The organism is Denitrovibrio acetiphilus DSM 12809 (assembly GCF_000025725.1).
GTDB classification, from domain to species: domain Bacteria; phylum Chrysiogenota; class Deferribacteres; order Deferribacterales; family Geovibrionaceae; genus Denitrovibrio; species Denitrovibrio acetiphilus.
The window spans coordinates 285715-299018 of record NC_013943.1 but is presented as its reverse complement, the minus strand read 5'-3'; the positions used below and the strand labels follow the sequence as shown (position 1 = coordinate 299018).

Sequence of the window (13304 nt, the reverse complement as noted above, 5' to 3'; positions counted from 1 at the left end):
AGGTCTTTTAAATTTCAAAATATCCTATATAAGTATTATTGAAAAGAATGCGAAGTGGTATATTGAGGTTGCGAAGGAGCTGCCGAATATCCGGTAAAAACCCAGGTGTGACAAAACTTTCGTAGAATTTTCGTATTTTTGGCCAAAAAGGCCTATAAAACAAGGGTTTCAGAGGGTTTGCGAATGAAAATGGAAAGCCTTTTACTGTTATCACTTTACGTCACTGCCCATCACGGATGTTAACTATAAATAACTGATATAAAAAAGGAATTTTTCAATTCGATTCCCACCGCCTCCATTTTTCTTAATTCCAGTAGATTCTTGACACGTCTCATTCTTCTGTCTCCGTACTTGTCATGTAACAGGTCACAATAAACCAGAAGCTGTTCAAAACTTCTAAGCAGATTTCCCGGTATCCGACCGTCAGGAGTTCTGAAAACATACTCATTTGAATTGGTACATTCTTTCAGAGATAAATCTTTCAAATCCTCGAACCTGTCCTTAATCCGTTCCAGATAGGTTCTTATATTATTGTGAGCAATCAGTTCTCTTTTACCTGTCTTTCCATCAACATAGAACTTGAGATATTCATCACCATTATGCTTAAAGAACTCGATTTGATTCCATTTAAGGTTTAGACTTTCCTTACCACACCTCATGCCAGTATGTGCCAGAATCAGTACATAGTCTCTCAGTAGCACTCTCATATCTCTAGTTGTTTTTCTGTGACCTGTCTTAGACCATTCAGTCATGTTCCTAACGAGTTTCCTGTACTCATCTTTGGTAAAATGCGGTCTTCTGCTTGCCTTCCGACCTTGATTTTTGGGGTGTGGAATTTGTGACTTCAATATCCACTGATGCTGAATTGCAATGTCAAAGACATAGTTCAGGGCAGAAGTGTGAGTCTTGATAGTCGATGCAGATGGGACTCTACCTATTTTCTTTCTTCTGAATTCGTCAAACTCTTTCATTTCTTTGTACCCGATCAGGTCGATATTTTTGTTTTTGAAAAAAGGAATGAAATATCGCCTCAAGCATCCGATGTAGTGAGAATAGACGACCTTGCCGTCCCCTGAATCCAGTTGGTTCTGTAAGTTCCTGATTGCTATATGTGCAACATTCTGGAATTTTTTAGACTCAATCGGAAGGTTATGTTCCGCTCTGTACCTGATCTCAAGGTACTTGTCTAAGGCGAACTTCTCAGCCTCATTTAAATGCTTTGTTTTGCATGATTTTTTAATATATTCATTATTCACTTTCAGTCGGCAGTGGTAGTATTTACCTCTCTGGTAAAGAGCTACGTCACCGTCTTGTAAACTCTTGATAATCTTCACTTAAACACCTCGTAGTGATTATAATATTCCTAATTTAAGAAATACATCTTTAGTTAATGGTTATGCTGGGGAGTTGCATAAAAACGGTCAGACATTCAGAAAATAAATCAGCGAGGAATATTCCTCGCTGATCATTATTGATGAACCTAAGCAGAGTACATATCAGCAAGTCTCTGTATTACCCGCATGTCTGGTAAAGCAGTAGCTATCTGTATGTCACTCAAAGTAGGGTATTTCTCACGAACTAGTGCTCTAAGTTCCGGTAACTGTGAACTTCTTGTATTAAATGAAATACAGTGACACCTAGACTTAATAGCAGGACTAAGAGCCTTTTCAATGGGTAGCTCCCAGTCTGTGTTTAGGCATAGTATGAATAGTACATTTGCTTTTTGCGAGTACGTTTCAAAAGGCACTTTATATGCATCTTGTTGTGAGTGTGTGGCGTTGTGCCATTCATCGAGTATTATACATTTACCTAGAGGTTTGCTTTCATCACTTAATGTCGCCATAGACGCATAATTGTTAACGGCTCTCAATAATTCACCACTACTTGCACCATTCTTTTTGTATTCATTCATGTCATAGTAGCAAACTTCAGAGCAAAGTGTTTTTGCGATATATTCAGCAAAAGATGTCTTACCGTTGCCTGGTCTGCCGTAGAAGCAGAGAGGACTTGGAATCCTCTCTGGGGTATCTAGCAGATATTTTAGTTCCTTCTTCAGTTCTGAAGTGAATAGAAAATCGTTGAATGTCTTCATATTACTCATGATTAGACCCCACTATTTCAAATATTCTGTTGTATAATTCGCCATCGGCAGTAAAGTACTTGTTCAATACTTCCATGGCGTTCTGTATTTCAGTTTTTGCAATGTCGTCTATATTGGCAGAAGACTTCAGTTCGAGAACTAACTTACTACTGCTAACACTAACAGAGTCATCTTTTGACTTTGTTTTGGGAGTCTTGTGAGGCTTACGTAACTTCATAACGTCCTTAAAGGTCGAGTTCTTGTTTAGTGAACCATTACTAATGAAGTTATCAATATTACTTTTGTGCAGAAATGTGATTTGATGAAGTGTACCCCAACTTTCAGGAAGCATCTTTAATCTGATGTACTTGCGTAAAGTCGAGTTATTACAGATTTTCTTCATTTTGTTGATACTGGTCTTTTCATACTCAATCTTATCTGTGAAGATATTGAAATCTTCGGTGCGAAGAGTCTCATAAGCCTCAAAAAATACAGCGAAGATGTTATAAGATTGCCTGTATCGGCTTATTCGGACAGTGGGATCGGAAACATTCGGACACCGTATCGGTCGTCGGACACTTTTGCCGCAAGGTAACCTTTTTCTGATTATAAGAACCAGTTCATCTATAAATCAAGCGTTATCCGCCTGAATCTTCCTTATACTTTCTCCTTTAAGTTTGATCTTGTGACTGCTGTGAAGCAACCTGTCCAGAATGGCGTCAGCCACAGTATCGTTGTTGAGATAGTCATACCAGCGATCTACAGGCAGTTGCGAGGTGACGATAACACTGCTGATACCCGCACGATCCTCAATCACCTCAAGAAGGTCGTTGGCATCATCGGAGGTCAGCGGATTAATACCAAAGTCATCAAGGATGAGCAGATTATACCTGGCTATTTTATTAAGCCCCTTAACATAAGTACCATCCAGCCTTGCCAGCTTCATCTCATCCATAAGCCTGGGCAGTCGATAGTATCTGGCAGTAAGCCCATCTCTTACAGCCATATTGGCAAGAGCCTGAGCAATGAAGCTCTTCCCTGTACCTGTAGGACCTGTAATAAGGATATTCTGTTTCTTGTGCAGATACTCTCCTGAAATGAGCGAAAGCATAGCCGACTTATCAAGTCCCCTTGGTATGGTGTAGTCGATATCCTCAACTCTTGCATTGAGGTCTTTGAACTTGACCTGTGCCATGTTCCTCTTTATCTTCCGTGACAGCCTCTCTGCTGATTCCGCCTGCAGTAGCTGAAGCAGCCTGTCTTCAAACGGCAGATCACGATACTGCGGATTCTCCATCTGTCTGGAAAGAGCCGCCTCCAGTCCGGCGAGCTTCAGCTCTGCAATAAGGTCTTCTAACTTTGACATTTGTCCTCCTCTTTATAATAGTCTCTCCCACGCACATTGTTATGATTGCTGAGCGGAGCAGTGTTCTTGTCGTTTTTCTCAAGATATATTTTACTGCTAAGTATGGATTCAAGGCTCTTCACGGAATAAGCTCTTATCTCCACTGCTTTCTTGCATGCCATATTGAAGTCATTTTTATCGTGGTTCTTAGCTCTGCTGAGGATAGCTATGCATGTCCTGTAAGCGTTTGCCGGATGACTTCTGGAATCAAGGATATTCTTCATGAGCCTTGCGGTATCTAAGCCTATAGAGCCTGCCCAGTTGAGTATACGTGTGGGATTCCACTTCTCCTGCCACATGACATGATTCGGCGGCATGTGCTCTGTGAGTGTGGAGCCTCTCTTTGATTTAGGATGGATGGCTATAGGGTCTCCTTTGTGATATATCTCTACTGTTGTTGCGGAATGCCATACATCCACCTTGTTCTTTATGAGCTTGTATGGAACTGAGTATCTGCTGCCGGAAACATCCACATGATAATCAAAGCCGACATGCCTTATCAGATATTCCCGATACTGATATCTTTCTTTCGGCAGAGAGAGCATCTCAGGACGGTCTATTTCATCCAGAAGCTCAAGACGGCTCTTGCCTATGCCTCTTATGACTTTATTGTTATAGACCTCAGTAAGCGGAGATATGGCAGAGTTCAGTTCCTGCACGGTGTTAAACAGTCTGTTCCTGAGCTTTGCAAGTATCCATCGCTGTATCCCCTGAACTGCCTGCTCCACCTTTGCTTTGTCCTGAGGTTTTGCAGGTCTGGCGGGGATGACTGCACAACCGTAATACTTAGCCATGTCTGAGTAGCTGCTGTTGACCGTAAGAACATCTCTGGTGTGTTTAGTTATTGCTGATTTAAGATTGTCCGGTACTACGGTCTTTGAGACTGCGCCGTAATATTCAAACGCAAGACTGTGTGACAGTATGAATGATTCTTTCTTCTGGCTTTCTGTTGCATGCACAAACACAGCTCCGGATGCTCCGAGAGCGGATACAAATATCTGTGCCTCGCTCACTTCTCCTGTATAGCGGTCTACTATATCCATTGTCAGACCGGAATAGTCTACGAACATTATTTCACCGGCGTTGTATATCTGACGCATGGTTGGACTTAGACGGGATATGTGTTTCTTGCAGTACTCTTTGAACTGAGTGTAGTTATAGCCGTCGGGATGGACGGACTTATATTCCTGCCATAGGAGAAGCCAGGTGACTCCCTTGCGACGTTTCTCTCTGGCGATATAATCCAGATCGGGCATTGGAAAGGTTCGCTTCAAAGGCATTGACCTTTCCGGAAAAAGACGGCTGTACAGTTCATCTTCGGAAACCGACGACAGTTCCTCAGCTTTAAGACCAGTTATCCGGAAACGGTTCACATAGTCTGATACCGTTGATTTAGGGATTCCGGTTGATACCGATATCTGACGGATGGAAAGCTGGTTTATATATCTTAGGCGTATTACCTCTTTGATCTCGCTCATTGTTAACCTCGTCATATCTGCCTCCAACTTATTATTGGAGGACAGTTTAAAGGCTAACCTTGCTGGCGGGAAGTGTCCGAGCTCCGCTACGCTGTCCGACGGCCGCCATGGTGTCCGAATGTTTCCGCTACGGTGTCCGACGATAAAACGCTACGCTGTCCGAATCACGCCGCTACGAGCAATAAGATGATTTTCTGGCTTCGCTGATAGCTTCATGAATTCGACACAGATAGTCATTAATCTCTGCTGACATTACTTTTGGTTCTTCTGATACTTTTGATTCATTTTTTAATTTTGGCATAATAGTGCCTCCTTTTTTTTTGACTCTTGCGAGCCATGTCTTGAGAATAAGATATCTGTGATGAGTGGTAAAAATAAGTGGGGAAGATTTGATGTGGTTGTGCCACACGGAGATTGTTAATTCAGGATGGTAAGGTTAAATATCATGTATGATCAGTCGTTTATTTCGAATAGTAGCTTTTTGTTTTCATCAGTTATTATCACTGGCAAATCTTCAATTTCAGATAAGCGATAAAATTTGTAAGTATTTTTACGCCTATAATTACTCCAAAGTGTTTTCATTGCTTCATAACTAGTATATTCAGCATTGGCTACTAAGTCGAATCCACAAGTCTTAACAACACCGTTTTTATCCCCATTAACAGTTGTGCTTGGCTTTACTTTAAAAAACTCATTTAGTGCCCATACGGAAAATACTTTTCTATGCTCTTCAGTGATTAGAACTTTCTTCTTAGCCTGAGTAGGATTTAATGCACCACAAGTAAAACTTAACCATACAGTATATGCTTCTGGCGGTAGCTCAGAGATACTTATCTTATCTTCAAAAAGCATTTTCATGACTTCCATGAAAGCATCGTAGTAGTCTCTGTCTGTTTTTGAATTTATTGCAACGTGTCTTATAAAATCTGGATTGCTTTCACATCTTTTAATAATCTGTTCTTTGTTTGTTAGTTCTGTGTCGGGCAACAATTTCTTTATGACTTCAAGAAATTCTTGATAGACATCTTCTTCGTTTTGATTTCTGGTTATGGTTTCTAACTCTTCTTCAATTTGACTGTAAGCCTCGTCACTTTTGAAATATTGTTTTTCACTATTCAAAATATAATAATAAAGAAATTTTTTATAATCTGGATGTCATTTTGCAGTTCAATTGACCCCTCTGATTTGCAGGTTAATTGACCCCCTCTCTCCTTAATTTTTGTTTACGTCATCTTCCTTTTTAAATCAACTTTTTTCTGGATTTAATTTTTCTATAGCTCTCACCCTCAATGACAACTCTGTATGCATTATGCACCAACCTGTCGAGTGCCGAGTTTGCGAGAATCGGGTCATGGAATAGTTCCAGCCATTCATCCGTATCCCTGTTGCTTGTGATCACAGTAGATGCTCTCCCGTACCTTTCCACAACAATCTCATAGAAGTCAGTAGACTGTTGTTCATTCAATGCCTTCAGTCCGAAGTCATCTATAATAAGCATATCGGGAGTAATAAATCCAAGCAGAGCCTTCTCATAGGAGTAGTCAGCTCTGGACTGCTGCAGTCTTTTAAAAAGTTTCTCTGCTCTGACCATCAGGACTTTTTTACCTCTTCGCACAGCAGCGTGGGCCAATGCATTTGCCAGATATGTTTTACCAACACCGACAGGTCCGCACAGCATCACGTTATCTTTTTCCTCAATAAAATTCAGACCGAACAGTCCTTTGATCATTTCTCTGTCTACCTGCACCGGAGCGTCGAAGTCATATCTCTCCAGTGTCTCAAAGGGGTTAATACCAGCTTTTTTCATTTGATTATCCACCTGGTTATGAAGACGCCTGTCCACTTCATCCTGCATTACCAACTCAAGAAACTCTGCATATGTCAGGTGCTGCTGTTTGGCATAAGCCATCCGTTCCGGTAAAGTAGCCAGTATTCCCGACAGCCTTAGTTTTTTTACTGTCTGTTTCAGTTCATTTGATAGTGTCATCGTGACCTCCTTCGTAGAAATAGTTTTTATTGCGTGTAAATTTAGCGGGTTTCAGCACTTTACAGGAAGATTTTTCTACCTCATTATTCTGCATAGAGAGCTCAATTATATTTACTACTCTGTACACATTGATGAGGTCGAAGCTTACTGCCCGCTGACATGCCTGCTCCATACGACCATGACCATATTTATCAGCATCCCGGATGAGTTTCTGAGCCTGCCTTAGATTCTGCCATGGGAAGTCACCGGATAGCAGACGCTCCATAAATTCTCCGCAGTAGAAACCTACTTCTTTAGCCTTATAAATATGATATTCACAGCTCTTCATGGTGTATCCACGTTTCTCTTCAGGATAGTCACTGGTGTCTGTTGAGCGTTTACCTTTTTTCATACGACTATGCACCTTTATCTGCTGCTCTTTGTGGTAAATGCGAACCAGCTTGCTGTCCAGCCTTACAGAAACCTCTTTGCCTATGTATACAGTGGGGACAGAATAAAGAGCGCTTTGAATACGGATATGATGGTCTGGATGCACTTTGCAGGTTCCCCAGAAAGGTACATCGTAACGCTCCTGTTCCAGAGGGAGCAGATTCGCCTGCTCTTCCATATCAAATACAATGCGGGGATGCTTTTTAGTTGTGCCATGTATACGCATGCCGGAGACAGTTCTGCACCAGGCATCTGCTGCTTCCTGTGCATGGGAAAGGCTCCTGAATGTCTCTCCTTTAAAGAAGTTATCTCTGACATATGATACATTTCTTTCAACTTTAGGCTTGTCTTTCGGAGCAACTGCCCTTGCAGGGTCTATGATAAATCCACGGTAACAAGCATACTCATAAAAGTAGCGGTTGAACTGCGCATCATAACGGTCTGCCTTATCTATGGCTGTCTTCATGTTGTCGACAATCACTTTCGCAGGAACACCGCCGAAGAATTCCCAGGCTGATTCCAGACCGGTGATTACTTCCTGGAATTTCATGCTATGGCAAAGGTGAACATACTGATAGCGGCTGTAAGGCAAAGTCACTATCAATGCATGGACCACACGCCTTCTGTCTGTCTCAGGGTCATATAAAAGCCCCAGACGACCGAAATCAACCTCTGCGTATTCGCCTGGAGCAGTTTCAGGCATGCGGACTGTGTTGTGCTTAAAGAAACCAAGATCTTCATGAAGGTAGCGGCGCAGTGTGTCATAGCTTACAGAAACACCATGACGCTTAAGAAGAGAATGAATCTTGGTCATAGTGAGGCGCTCTTCACTCAGCCAGTGTTCCAGTTTCTCTTTGTATGGAATAAGAACTTTACGGCACTCACTGACTGGGCGAGAACCGTCTCCGTATACTTTGCGGTAGACACCGTATGCGATCTCCTCCAGTGGTGGCTCACTGTCACTTTCGAAACCCAAAGTGACAGCCAGTTCTATGTATTTCCTGATGGTGTTTCTAGACATCTTGCGAGCCTTGGCGATCGTCTTAAAGCCGTCGCCATGCTTTCTGCGTCGTAGAATATCCAGGATGTCGTGCATGTGGTACTCCTTTCGCATTCAATTTCTCCATAGTTATTTTCTATGGAGGCATTATACAAAGGAGAGATTTTTACAAAACTTTTTACAAAAGCTGACACCACAGAGGGGTCAATTGAATTGCAAATATGGGGGGTCAATTCAGCTGCAAATATTTGCCGCCAGGGGGGTCAATTGAACTGCAAAATCACAATCTGGATTAGCTATTAATGCTGACCAAAAGGACTTCATCCGTTCTTTTGCTTCTTCTTCACACAAAAGTTCTATTTCTTTTTTGTACTCGTTATTATCTGTAAACATATTGTCTTGCCTCTCAGGAATTATCTATTAGTCAATTCAACACTGCTTTGTATGTCTTCTCTTATGAGTCAGTAAGGCGTTCATAAGTAACTTGTGTCTTGGGCAGAGAGGAATAATCCTCGATGATATAAAACTACTTGCTTAGCCCTGAACCCAGAGAAAATAAAGTTTTGTTATTTTCTTTATCTTTTATTATGTATGAAATATCTTCGATCTCAGACATACGGTAAAACTTAAATTCATGATCGAACCAAAGGTCTTTTATCTCACCATACTTGCAATTTTCAGCATCTGCGACAAAATCACATCCACACGGATTAGTATTCCTATCTGTTTTGTCATTTCTTGTTGGGTTTATCCCAAAAAATGCGTTTAATGCCCATACGGAAAAAGCTCTTCTATAATCCGTTCGGATCAAATTTTTCTTCTTGCTTATAGGTGCTTTTTGAGTTTCGGAAAAACAGTCTAAGAATGCTACTTGTGTTTTGAAAGGTATCTGTGATACGTCAAGGTCAACATCTTCGATATAAATCCTGATAACTTCTTTTAATGCATCGTAATAGTCTCTATCTTCTTTTGCTACTTCTGTCATACTTGTTATAAGTTCAGGATTTTCGAGACAATTATTAACCAGTTCCTCTTTGTTCGTAAGCCCTGTATCTGGCATTATTTTTTTTATAACTGCAAGCAACTCAATATATAAATCTTTTATTTCTTGCTCTGGGGTTAGAGCAGGTATCATTTCTAAAATGTGCATGAAACTTTCATTACTTGTGAAGCACTGTTTCTCACTTATCATAATGTAGAAAAACAAAAACTTTCTGTTCTTAGGATCTTTTTGCAAATTTTTCCAGAAGATATGCATCAACTCTTTACATGATTTTTCAGAATAACCAAATCTTTCAGATGTCATAGCTCAACTTTACCTTCATCTCTTTTGTGCTTTTACCAACGAAATGTAATTTGTCATTTATACGCTGATTTGACTCCACTCTGTAAGTGCTATATATGATTCTAGGATTACTGTGTAATATTCTAACAATCTATGAACAGCTTGAATATAATAATTATCTGTTTACCGAGGAATATTCCTCGCTGGTATATTTCTAAATTGCCGTCTTGTAAGCTCTTGATGATTTTCACTTAAACACACTAACGAGCAAATACATATTTATTGTTCATTATTGCAGGATGCAGTTTCTTATGGCAGTTTTGGACAGAACTAGGCTAGATTCAATTTAGAACTAAAAATGGTCTGAATTGGTTTTGGAGAAAGCTAAACAATTAACGTCTAATATATAGTCTTATTAATCTTAGAAGGATCAATGCTTAAACAGCGAATAATTTGTGATACAAAAGAGCTTTCATTATCAAACCATGCTGATAGTTTTGTCTGGAAAGTATTCTGAGATGTCCTACACACTTCTGTTTGTGTCGCATCAAAAAGTGATGCATAACGAATGCCTATGATATCAGAAGAAACTAATTCTTCTTCTGTATATCCAAAAAATTCTGAGGATGCAGATTCCATTACATCATTGAGTTCTTCTATTGTAGCATTTTTTCTTTGTATTTCGGCAATGAAATTTATATAACATCCTGCTTGTACTGGGACTCTGACAGCAGAACCATATAGCTTGCCGTTTAAAGAAGGAATAACTCTTCCTACTGCTGTAGCTGCTTCTGCTGAGGTGGGGATGATATTGCATGCTGCGGCTCTTGAGCGTCTAAAGTCATTATTTTTTTGTGCGTTATCCACAAGAACTTGGCTTGCTGTATATCCGTGAACAGTAAGCATGTTTCCCGCTAAGATATTGGCATATCTGCTTAATGCTTGCACCATTGGCGCAAGGGCATTTGTAGAGCAAGATGCTGCTGAGATTATACGGTCATCAGGTGTCAAAATTTCTGTATTAACTCCGTATACTACAGTTGGTATTTCATGACCAGCAGGAGCTGATAATATAACTTTCTTTGCCCCTGCATCAAGATGCTTTTGTGCTTTAATTTTAGTAAGGTAAGCTCCTGAACAGTCGATTACAACATCGATATCATGTTTGCCCCATGACAGACTATCTGGAGCAATTTCATGAGTTATATGTATATGTTTTCCATTTACTGCTATGAAATCACAGCCTGTCTCTACTTCATTGTGCATGTCCATTGTGCCGAGAGTAGTGTCATGTTTTAGCAAGTAAGACATCATCTCTGTAGATGCGGGGTCGTTTATTATTTTTATTTCATATCTATTATCGTTAATGATCTGTTTAAATAAAACTCTGCCTATTCTTCCGAACCCGTTAATTGCAATTTTTTTAATCATTGAGTCACTCCTAGGATTATCAAGAGCTAATATTTCATTGTATATAACCTAATAGCTCTTGTTGTTCATCAGATATTGTGTTTAAATATACTAAATGATACTAAAACGTATATAAGTTATATTTTATATCTCATTTTAAATTATTTTGCACATTTGTCAAGATTTGGAGGCTTTATGAAATCAAGAGATGAGCTTTCCGTAGAAGATATTAGTGAAATACTAAAAATCAGTAAGAGCAAGGTTTATAGCTTGATAAAGAGTGGAGAATTGCCATCTTACAAAGTTGGACGGAAAATTCGTTTTTCAGAAGATGATATCAAATCGTATATTAAAGGTCTGAAGCAAGCGAGTACGCCTGTTACGCATAAAGCAATCGGTGGTACGGCGAATAAAGGGTTCGTCTTATGTGGTCAGGATATAATATTGGATATACTCTCAAATTATATGCGGCAGCATAATACACCTGCATTGCGGGCGTACATTGGGAGCTACGATAGCCTTATTGCTCTTTATCGGAATCAGGTTAGTGTAGCATCAGCCCATCTTTGGGACAGCGACACTGATACCTATAATGTGCCTTATGTGCGGAGGCTGCTGCCTGGAATTCCTGCTGTTATTGTTCACCTGACTTGCCGCATTCAAGGTTTTTATGTTGCCAAAGGAAATCCAAAAAATATAACTAAATGGGACGACTTTGGACGTGACGATATTACTATGGTTAACCGTGAGCAAGGTTCAGGCTCTAGGGTCTTGCTGGATGAAAACCTGAGACTTCTGGGTATTTTTGGAAGAGACATTTCAGGATATGAAAAAGAAATCCAATCTCATTTAACGGTTGCAAGCGTTGTTGCTTCAGGAAAGGCTGATGTTGCTATTGGTTCAGAGAAGATAGCGAAACAAGTTGAAGGTATTGATTTTGTCCCAATTAAAAAGGAACGTTATGACTTAGTATTTAAAAGAGAAGATATGGGTACCCCTGAGATTGCATCGTTGTTGAGCATAATACGTTCAGACACTTTTAGAGATGAATTTTCTCATATTGGCGGTTACGACACAAAAGATATGGGGAAAATAGTTATTGAATTTTAATGAGTTATTACATGAGGACCTCATGCTTTTATTACCTTTTGCCTTAGGTGCTTTGTCTTGGTTTTTCAGTACGCTGGCAGGAGGAGGAGGGGCAATGATTTTTGTCCCTGTTGCCGGAATGTTTTTTTCGATTCAGACAATTGCTCCTGTTGTTGCTGTTGCAGGTTTGTTATCTGGTTTGAGCAGAATAATTTTATACCGAAGATCAATTAATATTAGAGTCTCACTGCTTGTTATACCCGGCGTCATAACCGGAGCAGTATCGGGAGCATACCTATTCTCTTTTGTTAACCCGATATTGATTGCATATTGCCTGGCTGTTTTTTATTTATTGAATGGAGTATGGGCACTTTTTTTCAGAGAAAAGAAGCTGTTTAAAGTTAAAAACTGGTACTTCCCAATAGCTGGGGCGATTTCTTCTTTTATATCGGGAATTGTTGGTGTCGGCGGTCCTCTAATGAACCCGTTTTACCTCAACTATGGTATGCAAAAGGAGATGCTACTAGGCACCAAAGCTGCTGTCGTTATAGTTATGCAATTATTCAAAGCAGGCACGTACACGACAGTGGGTATGATGGATTCAGGAGTCTTGCTTATTGGTTCTATTGCAGGAATTGGGGCTGTTGCGGGCAATTATCTTGGTCGTAGATTCCTCAAGAAAATTAGTGACAGGACGTTCTCCGTAACAGTTAATCTGATGCTTATTCTTTGTGCGTGTATTGTTGTTTTTAAAAACATAGTATAATGAGTCAAGTTTAAATTTGATGATTTCTGGAAGTATAACTCAGAGCAATTAATCTGTTAATTTAGAGCGAAAAACGTTCTGAATTAACTTGTGAACTTACACACATTTATTACAAAATATTCTTGATAAAGAAGTAAATCTTTTGAATGTTTCGGGGAGGGGGCATTGTTCAGGAAAAGACAGCTACGTATTAAAGAATGTATCGGTTTTCAGAAAGCATTTAAAATAGACCCTTCATAATACACTACCTTCACTTAATTTCTGACCAATTCTAACCACAAAATCTCAATCAAAAATGTACCACGAGTGTACCACAAAAAAAGACCAGTGCCGAAACACTAGTCTTTGTGTAAGTTGTTGATACCATTATAAAAA

Annotated in this window: 14 protein-coding genes; 2 read left to right on the top strand and 12 right to left on the bottom strand. The window is 39.9% G+C overall.

Annotation, left to right across the window (positions count from 1 at the left end):
* Positions 1–239: 239 nt before the first annotated feature.
* From DACET_RS01370 to DACET_RS01325, 12 genes are all read right to left on the bottom strand, one after another.
* A complete protein-coding gene (locus DACET_RS01370) occupies positions 240–1334 on the bottom strand; it encodes a site-specific integrase (RefSeq protein ID WP_013009621.1) in 1095 nt (364 codons plus the stop codon).
* A gap of 146 nt (positions 1335–1480) precedes the next feature.
* A complete protein-coding gene (locus DACET_RS01365; RefSeq protein WP_041229782.1) occupies positions 1481–2101 on the bottom strand; it encodes an AAA family ATPase in 621 nt (206 codons plus the stop codon).
* On the bottom strand, positions 2094–2318 hold the full coding sequence (locus tag DACET_RS01360) for a hypothetical protein (RefSeq protein ID WP_013009619.1): 225 nt from the start codon (positions 2316–2318) through the stop codon (positions 2094–2096). The genes DACET_RS01365 and DACET_RS01360 overlap by 8 nt, the downstream gene beginning before the upstream one ends.
* Positions 2319–2711: 393 nt before the next feature.
* Positions 2712–3446 carry an IS21-like element helper ATPase IstB gene (gene istB / locus DACET_RS01355; protein ID WP_013009618.1) on the bottom strand — a complete coding sequence of 245 codons (735 nt, stop codon included), beginning with the start codon at positions 3444–3446 and terminating at the stop codon, positions 2712–2714.
* Positions 3434–4978: an IS21 family transposase gene (gene istA, locus DACET_RS01350; protein ID WP_013009617.1), complete on the bottom strand. Its 1545-nt coding sequence runs from the start codon at positions 4976–4978 to the stop codon at positions 3434–3436. The genes istB (DACET_RS01355) and istA (DACET_RS01350) overlap by 13 nt, the downstream gene beginning before the upstream one ends.
* A 157-nt stretch (positions 4979–5135) precedes the next feature.
* Positions 5136–5264 (bottom strand): hypothetical protein, encoded by a 129-nt coding sequence (locus DACET_RS16630; RefSeq protein WP_013009616.1) that lies wholly within the window; start codon positions 5262–5264, stop codon positions 5136–5138.
* Positions 5265–5416: 152 nt separating this feature from the next.
* Entirely contained in the window at positions 5417–6082 is a 666-nt protein-coding gene (locus tag DACET_RS01345; protein WP_013009615.1) for a hypothetical protein, read from the bottom strand.
* A 121-nt stretch (positions 6083–6203) separates the two neighbouring features.
* The gene (istB, locus tag DACET_RS01340) at positions 6204–6950 is read right to left on the bottom strand and encodes an IS21-like element helper ATPase IstB (RefSeq protein WP_013009614.1); all 747 of its coding nucleotides are present in this window, start codon (positions 6948–6950) and stop codon (positions 6204–6206) included.
* Complete coding sequence (istA, locus tag DACET_RS01335) at positions 6934–8475, bottom strand: IS21 family transposase (protein ID WP_013009613.1); 1542 nt, start codon at positions 8473–8475, stop codon at positions 6934–6936. Before istA (DACET_RS01335) ends, istB (DACET_RS01340) begins: the two co-directional genes overlap by 17 nt.
* A gap of 138 nt (positions 8476–8613) precedes the next feature.
* The gene (locus DACET_RS16180; RefSeq protein WP_013009612.1) at positions 8614–8772 is read right to left on the bottom strand and encodes a hypothetical protein; all 159 of its coding nucleotides are present in this window, start codon (positions 8770–8772) and stop codon (positions 8614–8616) included.
* A 133-nt stretch (positions 8773–8905) separates the two neighbouring features.
* Entirely contained in the window at positions 8906–9685 is a 780-nt protein-coding gene (locus DACET_RS01330) for a hypothetical protein (protein WP_013009611.1), read from the bottom strand.
* Between the two features lie 378 nt (positions 9686–10063).
* Positions 10064–11095, bottom strand: a complete 1032-nt coding sequence (locus DACET_RS01325) for a type I glyceraldehyde-3-phosphate dehydrogenase (protein ID WP_013009610.1) — start codon at positions 11093–11095, stop codon at positions 10064–10066.
* Between the two features lie 174 nt (positions 11096–11269).
* Between DACET_RS01325 and DACET_RS01320 the strand changes: the two genes are divergently transcribed.
* Both DACET_RS01320 and DACET_RS01315 read left to right on the top strand, forming a co-directional pair.
* Positions 11270–12184 carry a substrate-binding domain-containing protein gene (locus tag DACET_RS01320; RefSeq protein ID WP_013009609.1) on the top strand — a complete coding sequence of 305 codons (915 nt, stop codon included), beginning with the start codon at positions 11270–11272 and terminating at the stop codon, positions 12182–12184.
* Positions 12185–12206: 22 nt separating this feature from the next.
* Positions 12207–12929 (top strand): sulfite exporter TauE/SafE family protein, encoded by a 723-nt coding sequence (locus DACET_RS01315; RefSeq protein WP_013009608.1) that lies wholly within the window; start codon positions 12207–12209, stop codon positions 12927–12929.
* The last annotated feature ends 375 nt before the right edge of the window (positions 12930–13304 follow it).

What these genes read in the sequence shown, in the direction of transcription:
- istA (WP_013009617.1), bottom strand. Translation starts at nt 4,978, where the DNA reads ATGACGAGGTTAACAATGAGCGAGATCAAAGAGGTAATACGCCTAAGA.
- DACET_RS16630 (WP_013009616.1), bottom strand. Translation starts at nt 5,264, where the DNA reads ATGCCAAAATTAAAAAATGAATCAAAAGTATCAGAAGAACCAAAAGTA.
- DACET_RS01365 (WP_041229782.1), bottom strand. Translation starts at nt 2,101, where the DNA reads ATGAGTAATATGAAGACATTCAACGATTTTCTATTCACTTCAGAACTG.
- DACET_RS16180 (WP_013009612.1), bottom strand. Translation starts at nt 8,772, where the DNA reads ATGTTTACAGATAATAACGAGTACAAAAAAGAAATAGAACTTTTGTGT.
- DACET_RS01360 (WP_013009619.1), bottom strand. Translation starts at nt 2,318, where the DNA reads ATGAAGTTACGTAAGCCTCACAAGACTCCCAAAACAAAGTCAAAAGAT.
- istB (WP_013009614.1), bottom strand. Translation starts at nt 6,950, where the DNA reads ATGACACTATCAAATGAACTGAAACAGACAGTAAAAAAACTAAGGCTG.
- istA (WP_013009613.1), bottom strand. Translation starts at nt 8,475, where the DNA reads ATGCACGACATCCTGGATATTCTACGACGCAGAAAGCATGGCGACGGC.
- DACET_RS01315 (WP_013009608.1), top strand. Translation starts at nt 12,207, where the DNA reads ATGCTTTTATTACCTTTTGCCTTAGGTGCTTTGTCTTGGTTTTTCAGT.
- DACET_RS01330 (WP_013009611.1), bottom strand. Translation starts at nt 9,685, where the DNA reads ATGACATCTGAAAGATTTGGTTATTCTGAAAAATCATGTAAAGAGTTG.
- DACET_RS01325 (WP_013009610.1), bottom strand. Translation starts at nt 11,095, where the DNA reads ATGATTAAAAAAATTGCAATTAACGGGTTCGGAAGAATAGGCAGAGTT.
- DACET_RS01320 (WP_013009609.1), top strand. Translation starts at nt 11,270, where the DNA reads ATGAAATCAAGAGATGAGCTTTCCGTAGAAGATATTAGTGAAATACTA.
- istB (WP_013009618.1), bottom strand. Translation starts at nt 3,446, where the DNA reads ATGTCAAAGTTAGAAGACCTTATTGCAGAGCTGAAGCTCGCCGGACTG.